Raw genomic sequence first — 18,665 nt, 5'->3', positions numbered from 1 at the left:
AATAACTATAATTAATGCATGAACAGTTGTTATGTGCTCTAGGAGTGAATTCGAACAATTATGAATGGCCTGGAAAAAATTAAATTCTTAAACGATATTGGCTCTGAGTTGCAGTCTATAATGACATTTTCAGACATAGATGCTTATTTCCGTGAGCATGGTGTTCCAACACAGGATAACTACCCCCACAATAGTAAAAAATCATATTCAAAGGACATGCTTGCTCAAGTTGATGAGGAATTACTTTTCAAAATTGCAGGAGAGCTAGGACTTGTTGATGTTCCAAGTGGTGTAGAGGTGGTGCGAGAGGTTGGTTTTTGGAAAGCAGGCCATTTTAGGTTATTTTTGAGCCATTTAGCTTCTTTCAAAGTTCAAACTTCACATCTGCAAACAGCGCTTAGAAAATATGCTATATCTAGCTTTGTCGCTCATGAAGATATTGAGCCGACAAAAGAGTGGCAAAGTGAAATAGAAGCAGGCTTAAAAACTATGGATGCATTGGTAGCGATTCTTATGCCCGGCTTTCAGGAGAGCAAGTGGTGTGATCAAGAAGTTGGAGTGGCTGTTGGTCGTGATATTTTAATCATCCCAATCAGAAAGGGACTAGACCCATATGGGTTTATTGGAAAATATCAAGGAATTCAAGCTCAGGGAAAAACGATAGGTGACGTTGCCGAGGCAATATTTGAAACACTGATCAAATCCCCAAAAACCAGAAATAAAATATTGATCTCACTTTCTGGCGCACTTTCAAATGCAACCACCAGTGACGAGGCTATAGAAAAAGTCTCAATTTTAAAATCGTTAGAAAGTGTGCCTTCGGACATCTTGGAAAATCTTAAACAACAAGTTGCCGAAAATTCCCATCTAATTGAATCTAAAGAATTCCTAGATAGCCTCAATTCGATGCTTAGTAAGTTTAATGTTCAAAAAATTGTAATAGGCAAAACAGAGCAAGAAAAAGAATGGGATGACATCCCATTTTAAGCCAACACATAACAAACGCAAGCACAGTGAAATTCATTCCTCTGTAATCTTAAATAAGATACTTGGTAAAACTAACAAAAAGAAGGACTCAAAATGCTAAAAGCTAAAAAAAGCTGTTGCTCGTACCTTAATGCAAAGTTATCAAGTCAAAGCATTAAGACAGTATTTGGAGCATTAAATTTTAATGTATCCAAAGATATACAGTCTACGACAACTCCAAACTCTTACTAACAATCTCAAAAACATTTTTACTAGGGTTTGAAGCTTTAATTTTTTCAAGAGCATTTTTCATCATAGCTTGTCTATCAGAGTCATAACGCTTCCAGCTCATTAGATTACGAGCCATTCTTGCTGCAACTTGATGGTTGATTTTATCAAGCTCTATCACAGTATCTGCCATAAAAGCATAACCTAAACCATCTTTACGATGATATTGTGAGAAATTAGCACCAAAACCACCAACTAGTGAATAAACTTTGTTAGGGTTTTTAGGGTTATATGCAGGATGATTAACTAAGCCTTTAACTATATCTAAAGCTGATTCATGAGAGATTTGAGCTTGAGATACTAGCCATTTATTTACAACTAAGTCCTCATGCTTCCAACGCTTATAAAACTCATTAATAGCATTATCACGAATTTGTTTATCATTTGATTTTAATAGCGCTGAAAATGCTGTTTGCTGATCTGTCATATTATCAGCATTATCAAATAACTGTTGTGCTAGCTCTGAACCTTGGCTTTGATCACTAGCATTCATTAGATAGCTCAAACAGACACCTTTTAGTTTTCTTTTAGCTATTTGCTCAGCTGATAGGGTATATGGATTATTATCATTACATTCTTGATATACAATTAGCCAATCATCTTTTAGCTTATCTGCTAGTTGATTCATGACTTTTTTACGAGACTTCACAATCTCATCAACCATAATTGTCGGCATTGACTCAGCAATTGTAGATTCACTCGGTATCATTAGAGCATCACTGATTAGTGCTTTATCTAAATCTTTATCATGTAATATTGATTTAAAAGCATTTAAAAACTCATCGCTTACATCAGAGTTAGCCAAGATCATATTAGTAGCTAATTGCTGTAAAGAATCCCAACGGTTAAAAGCATTATTATCATATTTAACAATATGTAAAAGTTCTTGCTCAGAACGATCATGTTCAACTTTTACAGGTGCTGAAAAATCTCTAAATAAAGAAGCTACTGGTTTTGCTGTGATATTTTCAAATGAATAAGTTTGTTTTTGTTCTTTAAGCTCAATTACTTGCTCAGCAATATTTTCACCATTTGGAGTTATAAGTCCTATACTAACCGGTATATGAAGAGGTTGTTTTTCTTTTTGATCTGCTGTCGGTGGGGTAGTTTGCTCTAGTGTTAAACTATAAGTTTGACTATCTGCATCATAGTTTTCTGTGACTTTAATACTTGGCGTACCAGATTGAGCATACCACTTCTTAAATAAACTAAAATCACGATTATTAGCATCTGCCATAGCATTTACAAAATCATCACAAGTGACAGCTTGTCCATCATGTCTTTCAAAATATAGTTTCATACCTTTTTGGAAGCCTTGTTCACCTAGTAGGGTATGAATCATTCTAATAATCTCAGCGCCTTTATGATAAACTGTTACAGTATAGAAATTATTCATCTCAATATACGATTCGGGGCGGATAGGATGTGACATTGGACTAGCATCTTCAGCAAATTGAGCACTTCTAATTATACGCACATCATCTATACGTTTAACATCTCTAGAGTTCAAATCAGAAGTAAACTCTTGATCTCTAAATACAGTCAAGCCTTCTTTTAAGCTTAATTGAAACCAATCTCTACAAGTAACTCTATCACCTGTCCAATTATGAAAATATTCATGTCCTACAACACTTTGTACTAGCTCAAAGTCTTTATCAGTAGCAGTTTCATCACTAGCCATGATATATTTAGTATTAAAGATATTTAGGCCCTTATTTTCCATTGCACCAGCATTAAAATCAGGAACAGCTACAATCATAAATGTATCCAAATCATATTCTAAACCAAATCTATCTTCATCCCATTTCATAGAATCTTTGACAGCTTGCATTGCATAATGACATTTATCTATATCTTGCTTGAATGCATAGATTTCTAGGCTTACTTTTCGGTTTGATTTCGTTATATAAGTATCTTTAATACCTGCTAAATCTCCTGCTACAAGAGCAAATAAGTAACAAGGTTTTTTAAAAGGGTCTTTCCATATTGCAAAGTGCTGAGCATCTGAAATATCTCCAGATTCAATCTTATCACCATTTGAAAGAATTACAGGATATTTATCTTTATCAGCAATAATTTTAACAGTATATGATGACATCACATCAGGTCTATCTAGATAATATGTAATATTTCTAAATCCTGTAGCTTCACATTGAGTACAAAATACATCTCCAGATTTGTATAAACCTTCCAAAGACGTATTAGCAGTAGGGTTGATTTCAACAATTGTTTCTAATACAAAATCATTAGGAGCATTAACTATAGTTAATTGATTTTCATCAACTGTAAATTCTGTTTCTAATAATTCTTTACCATCTATTTTTATAGATAATAATTTCAGATTATTCCCATCTAAAGTTAGAGTGTTATTTTCTCGATTCTCTGGATTAGCAACTATATGTAAACTTGCTGTTATTTGAGTTTTAGTCTCATCAAGTTCAAATGTTAGATTCGTTTCTTCAATAAGAAAATTACTTGGCTTATAATCTTTTAAATATTTGATTTCTGGTTGATTCATAACTAGGTAATATTAGATATTTTTATTTAGAATAGCAGTAGCTAAATATGGTTGCAATTATATATACTAACTATGAATTATTTTTTGATATTTATAAATAAAATAAAGTGTCAAATGAGATATTAATAATCTCTTATAACTTCAAAAACTTCTTTTAATTTTTGCTGATCTTTTTGACCTGGTTCAGATTCTACACCAGAGTTAATATCGTAAGCAGAACATTTTAATTCTATAGCTTTTGCTATATTTTTAGCATTCAAGCCACCAGCAAGAATTATATTTTTCTTATCCTTTATAAGCTCCCAATCAAAAGCTTTACCAGTGCCTCCAGATTTTCCATCTATTTGTGCATCTAATAAGTGATAATCAACATTATCAAAAAACTCAGGTAAAGTCTTCTCAACACCATAAGCTTTCCATATCTGACAATTTCTATGTAGCTTCGATTTAAGGGTATTTATATACTCTTGATCTTCATTACCATGTAGTTGGACAGCACTTAACTTCAAGCCATAAGAAGCATCTACTATATCCTTTATATTTGCATCTGCAAATACACCTATATAGTTTAATATTACTTTTTTAGTTATTTTTTTTGCCATGTCAAAATCTACATAACGAGGTGATTTCTCTACAAATATCAAACCTCCATATACAGCACCTGCATCATAAGCTTTCTGAGCATTCTCTATAGATGTAAGGCCACAAACTTTATTAAAACCATATACAAGCTTTCTAACCGCAAGCTCAAGATTTCTCTCACCCATGATAGAACTACCTATCAAAAATCCATTTACATAAGCTCTCAAATCACGAATTTCTTGATTCTTATATATCCCAGATTCTGAGATAATAATTGTACCTTTAGGTATTTTAGGAGCTAGTAGGCGAGTAGTATTCAGATTTATAGAAAGATCTCTAAGGTTGCGATTATTAATCCCAATTACTTTTGCTTTTAGATTTATAGCTCTTTGAAGCTCTTCCTCATTACTTACTTCTGTAAGCACTCCCATACCAAAACGATGAGCTAATTTTGCTAGCTTTTTGTACTCAGCATCATCTAATACTGAAAGCATCAATAAAATAGCATCAGCTTGATAATATCTAGCTAGATATACTTGATATTCATCTATCATAAAGTCTTTACAAAGTACAGGTTGAGAAACTTGACTTCTAACAATACCTAAATTTGCAAAATTACCCATAAAAAACTCTTCATCTGTTAGTACAGATATAGCATTTGCATAATTTTTGTATACTCCTGCTATCTCATCTAGATTGAATTTTTTACGGATAATTCCTTTTGAAGGTGAGCCTTTTTTACACTCTAGTATAAATACAGATTGTTGTGAATCTAATGCTTCATAAAAGCTTCTATCTGTCTTTTTGACTTCATTTTTAAAAACATTTAAAGGAAAAAGTCTTTTCTTACTAAAAACCCATTTTTTCTTTGCTTCAACTATTTTAGCTAATATAGTTTCCATAATATTTAAGATTTATATGATTTTATGGAGTATTTTAAACGAAAAAAGAGTAAAAGTTGAATTTTTATAGTCTATAATTTTTTATAAATTCTATTTGATATATTCGACATTAATTTCAGCAGTATCTTCAATAGGATTATATCTATCAAAATCTGCTTTATACGCGCGTTTTTTAGAAGTATCGTCCCAGATTTCTTGCCATTTATCTATGATAGCATCTGGAAGCTCACCTTGAATATCATATTTATCATGATTTAGCTCTATAGATACACTATTTAAGCCTGTAGGTGCTTCAAAAGACTCATCTACCTCATATCCTATCAAATAAGTATATGGATCATTATGATCACCTTCATACTCATAATAAACAGAGATTATATCTGGAGATATATTTTGACCATTAAGATACTCTAGTACTTCACTATTAAAGAAAAGTTCCCAAACTTGCTCTAATAAATCTTCTCTATCATTTGAAACTTTTAATGCTACACCTACAACTTTCATTATTTTCCTAATTTAATTAAATTCAATAACTATTATACCAACCAACCTTTAGATTCAGCTATATCTATTTGCTCTTTAATATAATTCCAAAGCTTAGGAGCTATTTCTTTTAATTCTTTATTTATTTCTACCACTTTTTGCTTATAAGTAGGTCCATTAATGACCCATCCACCACCATTAGTAGCCATATTCCTATAAACCGGTATAGATTTATCTATTGCTTTGGCATATTTGGCATCTGCAGACGCACTTTGTTCAAATTCTAACCAAAGACTTTTTAATTCATTAGCAGAATACTCTGGCATTAGAGCAAATATTTTATCCAAAGCTAATAACTCTTTTTGATGTTGTAATTCTAATATAGCATCATCATCAAAAGCATAAGTATCACCAGCATATATTTCAACTATATCGTGTATTAATAACATAGTTAAAACTCTTTCCATATTTATGTTTTCACTTGCATAATCTTTAAAAGTGATAGCCATTAAAGCAGCATGCCAACTATGTTCTGCTGTATTTTCTCTACGATTATTATCAGATTGAACCAAGCATCTACGATATATACTTTTTAATTTATCAGCTTCTACAATAAATCTTATTCGTTGTTCTAAATCTGTCATTTTTATCTATTTAAACACTCTATATAACTAGATGGTATATCAAACGGAACTACATTACTATATTTCCAATCTATATCCTTCCAGACCTTATTTACTGTAGCATCGCGACCACAACCTGTACGATAATAGCAATATCTTTTTGGATTTTTATGATGATAGTTTTGATGATATTTTTCAGCTTTATAAAATTCAGTAGATGGCAAAATTTGCGTATAAACTTGCTGATTATGATTTTTAAATTCTTCTTTTAGTTTTTTAGTAACATCTTCAGCAACCTGCTTTTGCTTATCATTTGTATAATAAATTGCTGACTGATATTGTTTACCTTTATCACAAAACTGACCTTTATTATCAGTTGGATCTATACGACGATAAAAATACTCTACAAGTAGCTCATAGGAAATTCTAGATGGATCATATTCAACTTCTACAGACTCTTTATAATTAGTTACACCTACTGATACTTTTTTATAAGTAGGATATTTAACAGTTCCACCATCATAACCAGATTTAACAGATATTATGCCGTTATTGCTTAAACCTTTATCATGTTGCATATATTCAAAATCAGATTCCAAACACCAAAAACAACCACCTGCAAATATAGCTTTTTGATATTTACTTTCTGAATTATCAGCTGCAAATATAAAGTTACTTACAATAAAAAATCCACTAAATAAAAGCTTTTTAATCATAAAGAACCTTCTAACCTATTTTGATATATTTTATTAAACCTGTAATAAGAAATATTGTTATCTACTATAACATCTCCATTTTCATGTTCATTCCAAAAATTATCATCTAGTTTAATTGTTGCTCTATTATAAGGTTGTGCTGGGGATGTAAATTCGGCAAATATATATGGTACTTTTTTACCTGTATTTATGTCTTTTATAAAACTAGCTACATATTTTGCTCTAGATACAGCCATATTTTCAGAATTTTTTAGTAAATTATCTAGTGATTTATACCTAGATATAGACTCTGGTGGTGAGAAATAACTATGTTTTTGCAAACCTTTTTGATGAATATAGTTAGTTTCTATAACATGATCCGGATGTTTATTTATTCTATAATCTAACTTCAGATTATAATATGCAACAAGACTAGCAGCTTGATCTGCAAACTTATACGAAATATAGTTACTTACATTATTTTCAAAATAACTCCTGCCTATATAACTATTCATATAATTGTTTTCGGTAAAAACATTGTTAAATACATCAACCATATCTTTATCAAAACCATTACCATATATATTAGTCAAAATATCTATAGTTTTATTAGCCATCTTAAATGATTGATAACCACTCCTTGTAAGAGAATCATAATAATTATCTTGAATATTTTTTGGATTAGAAATAACTATTTCTACACTTTCAAATTTATCTTTACCATCCTGATTATGCTCAGCAAATGTTAAAAACATAGGTATTGCTAATAAATCATTGTTTGTATGGTTATTAAAGTTTTCTACACCTTTTTTTATAAGTTCATTTACTTCATCTAAAGTTGCAGCATGTGATATAACATACCTATTAAAATTATCACCCATGTTAATAATTGATGGAGTATATTTTGATAAATTATCTCCAGTTGTACCAAGTTGAGCTGAATCATAGTTATAACTCATCGTTAAATCTTCCTCATTAGTACCAGTTGAAAATATCGTTGGCTGAGTGCTAGATTGACTATATTGTAAAGATATATATTTATATCCATCTTCTGGAGCATGGAATGAAATATTTTCTTGAGTTATAGATAAAAAACTTGGATCATATCTATGAAAAGTTACATCTCTACTTTTTGCAAAAATATAATTCCCACTATTATCATCTTTTATAAATGCACTACATGCAAACACACTGCTAAATGCAAACACACTGCTAAATGTAAATACACTACCAATAGTTAAATTAATCTTTTTCATTCATATTATTAAAAAATAGTTATTATGCCTTTTAAATTAGCATACATCAGAATAGAAGACTATTTTTTAACCAAAAGATATTACATTTTGAAGAGTTTGATAACACTTACCTGAATTTATAAGTTCTAATATTTCTTTAGTATTTTGTTTTAGATCATTTTTATCAAAAAGCTTCTTAACCATAGCAACATTTACAGCTACTGCAGCATTATGAGCTTGTTTACCTTTACCTTGAAGTATTTGTTTTATAATCTCTTTATTTTGCTCTGGAGTACCACCTTCAATATCTTTGATACCAAAAGTATCTATACAAAAATCTTGTGGTGAAACTGTATATTCTATTATTTCCTTATTCTTAATTTCTGCTACAAAAGTGTCTCCATGAATAGCTACTTCATCCAAACCACTTCCATGTACTACAATAGCTCTATCTATTCCTAACTCAATTAAAGTTTTTGCCATTGGCAAAATTAATTCTTTTGAATAAACTCCTATTAGAACCTTATTTGGTCTAGCTGGATTTATTAAAGGACCTAATATATTAAATATAGTTCTAGTTTTAAGTACAGCACGAGCTTCTTTTACATACTTAAAACCATCATTATAAAAAGGAGCAAATAAAAACCCTAGATTATTCTGTTGGATACATTCTTTTGTTTTTTCTGGAGAAAATTCTATATTTACGCCAAAAGATTCTAATAAATCAAAAGATCCTGACTTACTTGATACGCTACGCCCACCATGTTTAGTAACTTTAAATCCTGCAGTCGCCGCAACTATAGCTGCTGTGGTAGATATATTTATAGTATTAAATCCATCTCCACCTGTACCAACTATATCCACTAAATCACCATCAATTTTTGGAAATTTTTTAGCATTATCTAGTAAAGCATTTGCTGCTACTGATATTTCAATTGGTGTTTCTTTTTTTAATTTTAATGCAGTTATAATACTAGTTTGTAACGGTAGTTCTATTTGACCTTTTATAAAGTAGCTAAAAAGTTCATAAGCTTCTTTATACTCTAAATCTTCAAGATTATATAATTTATCTACTATATTTCTTAAATTACTCATTTTTGTATCCATTTAACTATATTATCTAAAAGTTTAGATCCGTGTATAGTCATTATTGATTCAGGATGAAATTGTAGACCACAAACTTTATTTTTATCATCTACTACTGCCATCACAAGATCATTAACTTCTGCTATAGATTCTAATCCTGTTGGAACTTTTATAGCCACCAATGAATGATATCTTGCTACAGTTAGAGGTGATTCTAAACCTTCAAATATTTTATGATTTATAAGTTTAACTCTAGCTGTTTTACCATGAACAATTTCATTAGCATGAGAAACTATCCCACCATAAGCTTCTATAATTGCTTGATGGCCAAGACATATTCCTATTATAGGAACTTTACCTTTTATTAAAGATATCAAATTAACAATACATCCTGCATTAGAAGGATTACCTGGTCCTGGTGATATTACAACTATAGGGTTTTCAGTAGAATTTATTTTATCCAATAAAACTTCTATATATAAATTATTTCTAAAAACTTCTACATTATTTCCTAAGACTTTAAGCTCATCTACTAAGTTATAAGAAAAAGAATCAAAATTATCTATAAATATAATATTAGCCATTAGATTTACTCTCCATGTACATTTTTAATAGCTGATATTACAGCTTGTGCTTTAGTTCTGGTTTCATCAGCCTCTGCTATTGGTACAGAATCTAAAACCACACCAGCCCCTGCTTGGATTTCAGCAATTTGATCTTCCACATAAGCTGAACGGATAACTATACAAGTATCTAAATCTCCATAACCATTTAGATAACCAACAGCTCCACCATAACCACCTCGTGTTTGTTTCTCCACTTCTGATATAAGCTGCATTGCCTTTATTTTTGGAGCTCCAGTAAGTGTACCCATATTCATAGATGCTTGATAAGCATGAAGAGCATCTAAATCATCAGCAAGTTGTCCAACTACTCTAGATACAAGATGCATAACATGACTATATCTATCAACTTTTAGAAGATCTGCTAAATATCTAGTTCCTGTTTTTGAAATTCTCGCAACATCATTTCGTGCTAAATCTACAAGCATCATATGTTCGGCATTTTCTTTAGTATCTAATCTAAGCTCAAGTTCTATTCTACTATCAAGATCTGGATTTATAGTTCCATCAGAATTCTTACCGCGTCTGCGTGTACCAGCTATAGGATATATTTCTACTTGGTTGGTGTTTTTTTCATATTTTAAAGCACTCTCAGGCGATGCACCAAAGAGAATAAAATCCTCATCTTGCATATAAAACATATATGGACTAGGATTTGTGCGCTTAAGTTCTTTATAAACAGCCAAAGAATTTTGACATGGCAAAAAGAAACTTCTTGATGGCACTACTTGGAATATATCACCATCTACAATATGCGATTTCAACTGATCAACTATATTACAAAAAGCTCTATCACCCATTGATTCTTTTACATTTAAATCTTTGAATTTATCTATTTTTATTTCAGTCTTTTTATCAAGATTATTTTTAATATCTCCAATACTACTTTCTAACTCTTTTAGATAATCATGATCAAAGCTATTTATCTGTATAGTAGTTTTTTGTTGTTGATGATCACTTATCAAAATAGTATCAGCTAGATAAAAAACATAATCAGGACATTTATTTTTACGTTCTACTTGCCCAATATTTTCAAAACTTCCCACTACATCATAAGCAAATAAACCAGCTAAAAATACACTAAACTCATTAAATACTTCAAAACTATTTTTAATAATTCTCAGAGCATCAAATACAGATTGTTTTTTTAACTTTTGATGTTCACTTAGTAGATCGTCATTTATGGCAGTAAAAGTAAGTATTAACTGATCTTTTTCATGCTTATATTTAATATTTTCTGGAATGTTTTTCTTAATGGTTTTTATAGCATATTCACCATTTTTAGATAAAGCTTTGATAAAAACTTTATTTTCAATACATGACACTCTCAACGCACTATTTAAAACCAATATACTTTTGAGTTTATCTTTGGTATCTATCTCAGCAGATTCTAATAGAATAGTGTTTTTTTTATCTATACATAGATTAGTAAAACATTTATTTAGATCTTCTTGGTAATCTACATTATAAATATGTGATGCTAAAAATTTATCTGGATTATTTTTTGACATTTAATCACCTTTTTTAGATATTTTGCCAAATATCTCTTTTATTTTAATAGAACAATCTTTTAAAGCATTAGAACAACGAGTTACAGTACAAATACTTATTCCTATCTCTTTTGATATTTCTCTTTGAGATTTTTCTTTTTTTAATAACTCTTTTGTTAAGAGAACTCTTTTATTTAACTGCTCTTTTTCTTCTTTAGTTAATAAAAACTCACAAATAGTGCTTATATCACTAGGATTTGTTTTTTCTGCTAAAATATTAACTAGCTCATTCCAACCTTTATCTAATTTATTCATAAAAATTATTAATTAATGTAATTTTGTAATGTTACAACATTACAAAATAGATAGCAAACTAAATAAGCGTAACATAAATAAAGATATAACATTTATAATCAAAAATTTTAGATTATAAATAAGTAACTTATTATATAGATAATGAAAAATAATACATTAAGGTCTAGATCAAGATATCAGAAGTAAAAAGGGGAAAACTGAGTTTAAAAGAACTAGACCTTAATAAGAATATGGCGGAATGGACGGGACTCGAACCCGCGACCCCCTGCGTGACAGGCAGGTATTCTAACCAAACTGAACTACCACTCCGTGTTATGGTGCCGACTGCCGGAATCGAACTGGCGACCTACTGATTACAAGTCAGTTGCTCTACCTATTGAGCTAAGTCGGCGACTATGGATATGTATTATAGCTTCTTTTCTTTAACTGTCAACAATGTTTTAGAATATTTTTTTAATTTAGTGGAATTATATCGTATTGATTGTATATATGGCTACTTTCAGCCTTTAAATGTATATTTTTATCAATTTCTAATTCAAGCTCTGCTAACCATATAGACTCTTCCTTCTCAATATAATCTATAATTTTCTTCGAAGAAATTAGTAAAAAGTTATTATAAGCGGGATAATTTTTAGATTCAGACTTTATTTCTCTAAAAATATCATAGCAAATTGTTTGAAGAGTTTTGACACTTCCTTTGCCTTTACAATGATCGCATGGTTGACATAATGTCCTTGCTAAACTCTCATGAACCCTTTTACGTGTCATTTCAACTAATCCTAGCTCCGATATATCACTTACACTAGTCTTAGCCTTATCAAGCTCTAATTCGCTCTTTAAAGCCTCTAAAACTTGTTTTTTATGTGAATCATCCATCATATCAATAAAATCTATAATAATAATTCCACCTAAATTTCTTAACCTTAATTGTCTAGCGATCTCTTTTGTAGCTTCTAAATTTGTTTTAAAAATAGTCTCTTCAAGATTTTTTGTACCTATAAAACCGCCTGTATTGATATCTATAGTTATCATAGCTTCTGTCTGCTCTATAACTAGATAACCACCTGATTTTAAGTTTACTTCTTTCTCTAAAGCTTTATTTATCTCTGATTCAATATCATATTCTTCAAAAATATTATGTTTCTGATAAAGTTCTATTTTATCTCTTAATCCAGGAATATACTTATCTGCAAATTGACAAATTTCTTTATATGAATCAATATTATCAACTAGTATTTTACTTGGATTATCATTGGCAAAAATATTTATAGTTTTAATAATTAAGCTAAAATCTTCATAAACCACACCAGGTTTTATAATTGTGCTTGAAATATCCAAAATATCTTGCCATAAATTATTTAAAAACTTTATATCACTTTCTAATTCTTCAAAACTAGCACCTTCAGCTGCAGTTCTTAAAATATAACCGCGAGGATTTTCACTTTGATTTATTTTTTGGATTGCTTCTAATAATCTCTGTTTTTCTTCTTCTTTAGCAATTTTTAAAGAAATACCTATATGATCTAAGTCTGGTAAAAAAACTAAAAATCTAGATGATACAGATAAATGTGAAGTTAATTTAACTCCTTTATTACCTATACTTTCTTTAACTACTTGGACTAAAACCTCTTGGCCTTCACGAAGCCATTTATTTATATCTTCTTTATTAAGTTTATTTAATTTGAAATTTTCATCAGAATCTTGATCTTCTTTTTCTAAAGGAATTACTTCTGATAAATGTAAAAATCCAGCTTTTTCTAATCCTATATCTACAAATGCTGCTTGCATACCAGGAAGAACTCTTATTATTTTTCCTTTATAAATATTTCCTACTATTCTTTTTTGATTATCTCGTTCTATAAAAATTTCTTTTAAAATATTATTTTCTTTAATAGCTATTCTTTGTTCATATTTGTTTACATTTAAAAATATTTCTGTATTTAAAGACATTTAGGAAAACTTTTTTACTTTATTAACAATTATTATAAACAAAAAAATTTTTTTTTATATTTTAGAAGTTTTTTATTCTTCTTATTTATATAAAGTTATTTCTTTTTCTTTTGTATTATTATTTATTATGTAAAGCTTTTTGTGTTAATAAGTTGCTTAACCCCTTTTATAATAAAGGATTTAAGGTTATTAAAACTATTGTATAACTGTGTAAAAAAGACATAAAAACTATCTGAATAAAAATGTGGATAAATAATAATCAGATTTATCAACAAAAATATCAACATATTTGTGAATAACTTAGTAAACAACAGATTGAACAAAAAATAAACAAATTAATTAACAGAATTATCCACAGGTTGGATTATTTATGTTTGCTTATTTTTTTTTATTGGAATACAATTCTAGCATTCAATTAATTTACTATGTTTTTTGCTACAAACACCTTTATTTTAAAGGGTTTTAGTGTGATTTTATTATGACTATTTGGAATAAATGCTTAAAAAAAATAAAAAAAGATCTATCTACGTTTGAATATAAAACGTGGATTAAGCCTATCCATGTAGATCAAAATAGAAATTTATTCACAATTTTTTGTAATAATGAATATTTCAAAAAACATATAAAATCTAAGTATGGAACTCTTATTTTATCAACAATCCAAGAGTTTCATGGAAATGATTTGATAATAGAATATTCTAATAAGAAATTCTCTGGACAAAAATCTTCAGAAGCTATCTCAGCAGGACCTCAAACTAATTTTTTTAGTAAAAGTAGTGTTGAAATAAAAGATGAAGTCGAAGATAAAATAATTGAAGAGCCAAAAAAGAACCAAAAAAAATCTTCTCCTAAATCTACAGCATCACAAGAATTATTTGGCTTTGATGAAGCAATGTTAATTACAGATAAAGATGATGAAGAGTATTCTTTTGGTCTTCCATTAAAAGAAAAATATGTTTTTGATAGCTTCGTTGTAGGTGATGCAAACAAAATTGCTAGAGCTGCTGCTATGCAAGTATCTATTAATCCTGGAAAATCACATAATCCTTTATTTATATATGGAGGTAGTGGGCTAGGTAAAACTCACTTGATGCAAGCTATAGGTAATCATGCGAAAGAAGTTAATCCTCATGCAAAAATTATTTATACAAACTCTGAGCAATATGTAAAAGAGTATGTAACTTCTCTTCGTTTACAAGATCAAGATGAATTTCAAAGAGTTTATAGATCTGCAGATATTTTACTTATAGATGATATTCAATTTATTGCAGGCAAAGAGGGTACTTCTCAAGAGTTTTTTAATACTTTTAATGCTTTATATGAAAGTGGTAAACAAATAATTCTTACAAGTGATAAATATCCAAATGAAATAGAAGGTTTAGAAGAAAGGTTGGTATCTCGTTTTGGTTTTGGTTTAACTGTTTCAGTGGATATGCCAGATTTAGAAACAAGAATAGCCATCTTGCTTAAAAAAGCTCATGATTTGGGCCAAAAATTGCCTAATGAAACAGCAGCTTTTATAGCTGAAAATGTACGTACAAATGTAAGAGAGCTAGAAGGTGCTTTAAATAGAGTACTTACAACATCTAAGTTTAATCACAAAGATCCTACTGTAGAAGTAGCACAGTCTTGTTTAAGAGATATTATTAAGATTAAAGAGAAAAAAGTAAAAATAGATAATATCCAAAAAGTTGTAGCTGATTTTTATAGGATTAGAGTAAAAGATCTTACATCAAATCAAAGAAGTAGAAATATAGCTAGACCAAGACAAATTGCAATGAGTTTAGCAAGGGAATTAACATCCCATAGTTTGCCTGAAATAGGTAATTCTTTTGGTGGTAGAGACCATACCACTGTTATGCATGCTGTAAAAGCAATCACTAAATTAAGACAGAGCAATACTTCAATATCTGACGATTATGAGTTGCTTTTAGATAAAATTTCTCGTTAAATAGAATTAGAATTATTACTAAGGGGTTTTTTAAAAATGAATTTTGTACTAAATAGAGATGACTTACTGAAGCCTTTGCAATCAATGCTATCTGTAGCTAACAGTAAGAGTACAATGCCATTATTATCTTGTATATTATTTGACATAAAAGATAACAATTTAAAAATAATAGCATCAGATCTAGATACAGAGATATCTTGTAATATAACGGTTAACTGTAATTCAAGTATCAAATTAGCATTAAATGCTGACAAAATTTACAATATTGTTAGAAGTTTAAATGAAAACTCAATGATTGATTTTAAAATCAATGATAATAAAGTAACTATAGTTTCTAATAATAGTACATTTAATCTTATTTCTTTGAATGCAGATAATTATCCTTTAATAGATAGTAATATTAATGAACAGGCAAGTTTTGATTTATCACAACACGATTTTCATCATATTATTTCAAAAGTAGATTTTTCTATGGCAAATGATGATACTAGATATTTCTTAAATGGGATGTTCTGGGAAATCAATGCTAACCTTTTAAGAGCTGTTTCAACAGATGGTCATAGAATGTCTATTACAGAAGCTATAATTGATAGTAAAGTATTAGACAGTGCTTGCCAGTCGATTATTCCAAAAAAAGCTATAATAGAACTTAAAAAAATTGTTGGCAAAACAGAAGAATCTATAAAAATTTGTCTTGGTAAAAATTATCTTAAAGCTGAGTTTGGTAACTATGCCTTTATTTCAAAGCTTATAGATGGCCGTTACCCTGATTATCAAAAAGTAATTCCTAAAAACAATACTAAATTATTGGCAGTAGATAAGCAAATACTTAAAAATTCACTGTTAAGAACTTCTATTCTTGCTAATGATAAGTATAAAGGAGTACGCTTAAATATTTCTGCTGGACAAATTCTTTTATCAGCAAATAACCCAGATAATGAAAAAGCAGAAGATAAAGTAGAAGTTCAGTATAATGATGAATCTATGGAAATCTGTTTTAACTATAAATATTTATTGGACATAATAAGTGTTCTTAGTGAAGAAACTATGACTATTTACTTAGATAATCCTAATATGAGTGCTTTAGTTAAAGACGAAAAAGATAACAGTCTATTTATCATTATGCCAATGAAAATCTAATAAAAATCATCATAATTATTTCTATAATTTTTATCTGATCACTTATATTAGTTTAAAAGCTTATACTATGCTTCTTTGTCTGTTACAGAAGATTCTTTTTTAAGATCTTTTTTATTACAACAATTTTTATCTGCCTTTTCATTATGGCAAGGACAGTCACAACTATCTCCACAACAAGCTTTTTTATTATGATATTTAGCAGCAAATAAAACCATAACTGTAGCAACAACTACTAACCATGTATTTCCATGGCTAGAGCCAGGTAATATACATAAGATCAATGTTATGATTTTTAGACCTACAGCTACACCAAGTATTGTTAAGAAAGCAAAAAGAGCACATTTACCAAATTTTTTGCTACATTCTTCATTTTCTTTAAATGGACATCCCATAATATTCTCCTTTTTTATTGTACTTACATTAGTATTCTAACAATAAAAATATAGTTAAGATAGAGACCTAGTATTTAGATATATAATTGAGGCTTACTGCTAAAAGAATAATTTTTATCCTAAAAATTTTAATTTTTGTATTTTAAAGCGTATTATATCAATAAATAAAATATATTTTTTAAATTAACTATGGATTATACACTTATGGATTTTATTGTAATTGCATTAATTTGTTTGGTAGGAATTGTGGTTATATTTTTAGCATTTAAATTTGTAAATAAAAAAAGTGATGTTTTAACAGAAGATAAAATTACCATAACTGAGGCTATTCAAGAATCAGAAAATAAAGAAGATTTTACTTCTGCAGTTGATAATACAGAGCTTGTGTTAGTTGAAGAGCCTAAATCAGAAGCTTTAAAAGTTGAAGTAGAAGTAACTAAAACTATTGAAAATTTAGAGAATATTTTTAATAAAGAAAAACATGAAATAGATAAAAGTTTTAGAGTGATTGATAAATCTGTAAACCCAAAAACAATTTCTAAGCGTATCGGAATAATTAAAGAACATCTAAAAAATATTAATGAATCTGCTGAATTACACAGACAAAATGATATAAGAATTTTTGATAATTTTGAAAAAGAACTTCAAAAAATACATGATAAAGTTTCTCAAGCAGAAGAAAAATTAATTTCGTTAGAAAATAATTAGTATCTAAAAAGATCAAAAAGTTCTTTATTATTATTAGTTTTATTTTTTATTAGAACAGAATGCTGTCTTTTAACAAGTGGAGCAGGGCTGGATCTAACATCTCTATTATAAAAAGTACATCCATTTAATAGTACTACAAGTAAAATAAATCCTAGTATTTTTTTCATTAAAAACACCTATAACTATCTAATTAATTAAATGATATCTATTTAGGAATCAATTTAAAACATAAAAAGAGAAAATATTTTTTTGAATTCCTGGTGGAGGCGGCGGGACTTGAACCCGCGTCCATAAACTCTCCGTCCTTGGCTCTACATGCTTAGATTATCTTATTTAGTATTTAGCTTAGCTTCTCCCCAGATAATCAGGGTAAAAGTTAGCGAGTCTGTTAAATACAGCCTGAACTTCCAGACAAAAAGCAAAGACCGTCTTATGCGGAATATGAACGGATGTAAAGATAGTGTCATAAGAAAGACTATCATATCCGTGCGCATCTAGGTTCTTAAGCTAGACTAGGCAGCTTTAGCAACAGCAGCAAAGTTGCTGTCGTTAGCCGCTACGCGGTTTGCTTTTTTATTGCCAGTTATTATCGGCATTGTACTGTTATTAACGAGGTTACGGTACTTCCTCGGCATGCACCTTAGATTTTGACATTCATGTCGAAACCATATTCGCCCCCATAGGGTTTGATACAATTTATAGTTTCTTTTATAAAAAG

At 29.3% G+C, this 18,665-nt stretch carries 17 protein-coding genes, 2 tRNA genes and 1 other RNA gene; 4 read left to right on the top strand and 16 right to left on the bottom strand.

Annotated features, from left to right (window positions below):
• The first annotated feature begins 60 nt into the window (after positions 1-60).
• Positions 61-987 (top strand): TIR domain-containing protein, encoded by a 927-nt coding sequence (locus tag QI37_RS06040; RefSeq protein ID WP_040009529.1) that lies wholly within the window; start codon positions 61-63, stop codon positions 985-987.
• 205 nt (positions 988-1,192) lie between these two features.
• On the opposite strand, the gene pepN is transcribed toward QI37_RS06040, so the two are convergent.
• The 13 genes from pepN to QI37_RS05975 all read right to left on the bottom strand — a co-directional run bounded on the left by pepN (position 1,193) and on the right by QI37_RS05975 (position 13,756).
• Positions 1,193-3,772 (bottom strand): aminopeptidase N, encoded by a 2,580-nt coding sequence (gene pepN, locus QI37_RS06035; protein ID WP_040009527.1) that lies wholly within the window; start codon positions 3,770-3,772, stop codon positions 1,193-1,195.
• A gap of 122 nt (positions 3,773-3,894) precedes the next feature.
• On the bottom strand, positions 3,895-5,256 hold the full coding sequence (trpCF, locus tag QI37_RS06030) for a bifunctional indole-3-glycerol-phosphate synthase TrpC/phosphoribosylanthranilate isomerase TrpF (RefSeq protein ID WP_040009524.1): 1,362 nt from the start codon (positions 5,254-5,256) through the stop codon (positions 3,895-3,897).
• Positions 5,257-5,346: 90 nt separating this feature from the next.
• Positions 5,347-5,760 (bottom strand): GyrI-like domain-containing protein, encoded by a 414-nt coding sequence (locus QI37_RS06025; protein ID WP_040009522.1) that lies wholly within the window; start codon positions 5,758-5,760, stop codon positions 5,347-5,349.
• 32 nt (positions 5,761-5,792) lie between these two features.
• Complete coding sequence (locus QI37_RS06020) at positions 5,793-6,383, bottom strand: HD domain-containing protein (protein ID WP_040009520.1); 591 nt, start codon at positions 6,381-6,383, stop codon at positions 5,793-5,795.
• Positions 6,384-6,385: 2 nt separating this feature from the next.
• Positions 6,386-7,078 (bottom strand): peptide-methionine (S)-S-oxide reductase MsrA, encoded by a 693-nt coding sequence (gene msrA, locus QI37_RS06015; protein ID WP_040009518.1) that lies wholly within the window; start codon positions 7,076-7,078, stop codon positions 6,386-6,388.
• Positions 7,075-8,313: an Ntn hydrolase family protein gene (locus QI37_RS06010; RefSeq protein WP_235261367.1), complete on the bottom strand. Its 1,239-nt coding sequence runs from the start codon at positions 8,311-8,313 to the stop codon at positions 7,075-7,077. Before QI37_RS06010 ends, msrA begins: the two co-directional genes overlap by 4 nt.
• 66 nt (positions 8,314-8,379) lie before the next feature.
• A complete protein-coding gene (gene trpD, locus QI37_RS06005) occupies positions 8,380-9,387 on the bottom strand; it encodes an anthranilate phosphoribosyltransferase (protein ID WP_040009515.1) in 1,008 nt (335 codons plus the stop codon).
• A complete protein-coding gene (locus tag QI37_RS06000; protein ID WP_040009512.1) occupies positions 9,384-9,962 on the bottom strand; it encodes an aminodeoxychorismate/anthranilate synthase component II in 579 nt (192 codons plus the stop codon). Before QI37_RS06000 ends, trpD begins: the two co-directional genes overlap by 4 nt.
• 5 nt (positions 9,963-9,967) lie before the next feature.
• The gene (locus QI37_RS05995) at positions 9,968-11,512 is read right to left on the bottom strand and encodes an anthranilate synthase component 1 (protein ID WP_040009509.1); all 1,545 of its coding nucleotides are present in this window, start codon (positions 11,510-11,512) and stop codon (positions 9,968-9,970) included.
• The gene (gene trpR / locus QI37_RS05990; protein WP_040009506.1) at positions 11,513-11,806 is read right to left on the bottom strand and encodes a trp operon repressor; all 294 of its coding nucleotides are present in this window, start codon (positions 11,804-11,806) and stop codon (positions 11,513-11,515) included.
• A gap of 231 nt (positions 11,807-12,037) precedes the next feature.
• A tRNA-Asp gene (locus QI37_RS05985) sits at positions 12,038-12,115 on the bottom strand.
• A gap of 6 nt (positions 12,116-12,121) precedes the next feature.
• Positions 12,122-12,197: transfer RNA gene (locus tag QI37_RS05980), tRNA-Thr, on the bottom strand.
• A 62-nt stretch (positions 12,198-12,259) separates the two neighbouring features.
• On the bottom strand, positions 12,260-13,756 hold the full coding sequence (locus QI37_RS05975) for an Rne/Rng family ribonuclease (protein ID WP_040009504.1): 1,497 nt from the start codon (positions 13,754-13,756) through the stop codon (positions 12,260-12,262).
• Between the two features lie 478 nt (positions 13,757-14,234).
• Here QI37_RS05975 and dnaA point away from each other — a divergent pair, with 478 nt between their 5' ends.
• Together dnaA and dnaN are read left to right on the top strand one after the other, a co-directional pair.
• Entirely contained in the window at positions 14,235-15,707 is a 1,473-nt protein-coding gene (gene dnaA, locus QI37_RS05970) for a chromosomal replication initiator protein DnaA (protein WP_040009501.1), read from the top strand.
• Positions 15,708-15,743: 36 nt separating this feature from the next.
• Positions 15,744-16,847, top strand: a complete 1,104-nt coding sequence (gene dnaN / locus QI37_RS05965) for a DNA polymerase III subunit beta (protein WP_040009498.1) — start codon at positions 15,744-15,746, stop codon at positions 16,845-16,847.
• Between the two features lie 65 nt (positions 16,848-16,912).
• Here dnaN and QI37_RS05960 read toward each other — a convergent pair whose 3' ends face one another.
• Positions 16,913-17,239 (bottom strand): hypothetical protein, encoded by a 327-nt coding sequence (locus QI37_RS05960; protein ID WP_040009496.1) that lies wholly within the window; start codon positions 17,237-17,239, stop codon positions 16,913-16,915.
• 204 nt (positions 17,240-17,443) lie between these two features.
• Here QI37_RS05960 and QI37_RS05955 point away from each other — a divergent pair, with 204 nt between their 5' ends.
• Positions 17,444-17,947, top strand: a complete 504-nt coding sequence (locus tag QI37_RS05955; RefSeq protein WP_040009494.1) for a hypothetical protein — start codon at positions 17,444-17,446, stop codon at positions 17,945-17,947.
• Here the strand turns inward: QI37_RS05955 and QI37_RS10310 are convergent.
• Entirely contained in the window at positions 17,944-18,114 is a 171-nt protein-coding gene (locus QI37_RS10310; RefSeq protein WP_200883194.1) for a hypothetical protein, read from the bottom strand. The two genes, QI37_RS05955 and QI37_RS10310, sit on opposite strands and share 4 nt — an antisense overlap.
• A gap of 91 nt (positions 18,115-18,205) precedes the next feature.
• Positions 18,206-18,626, bottom strand: a transfer-messenger RNA (tmRNA) gene (gene ssrA, locus QI37_RS10110).
• Positions 18,627-18,665 lie beyond the last annotated feature (39 nt).

The sequence above is a fragment of the Candidatus Francisella endociliophora genome, from assembly GCF_000764555.1.
In the GTDB taxonomy this organism is placed as follows: Bacteria; Pseudomonadota; Gammaproteobacteria; order Francisellales; family Francisellaceae; genus Francisella; species Francisella endociliophora.
Note: the sequence above shows the minus strand (reverse complement) of the source record. Positions and strands in the feature narration are given on the sequence as shown.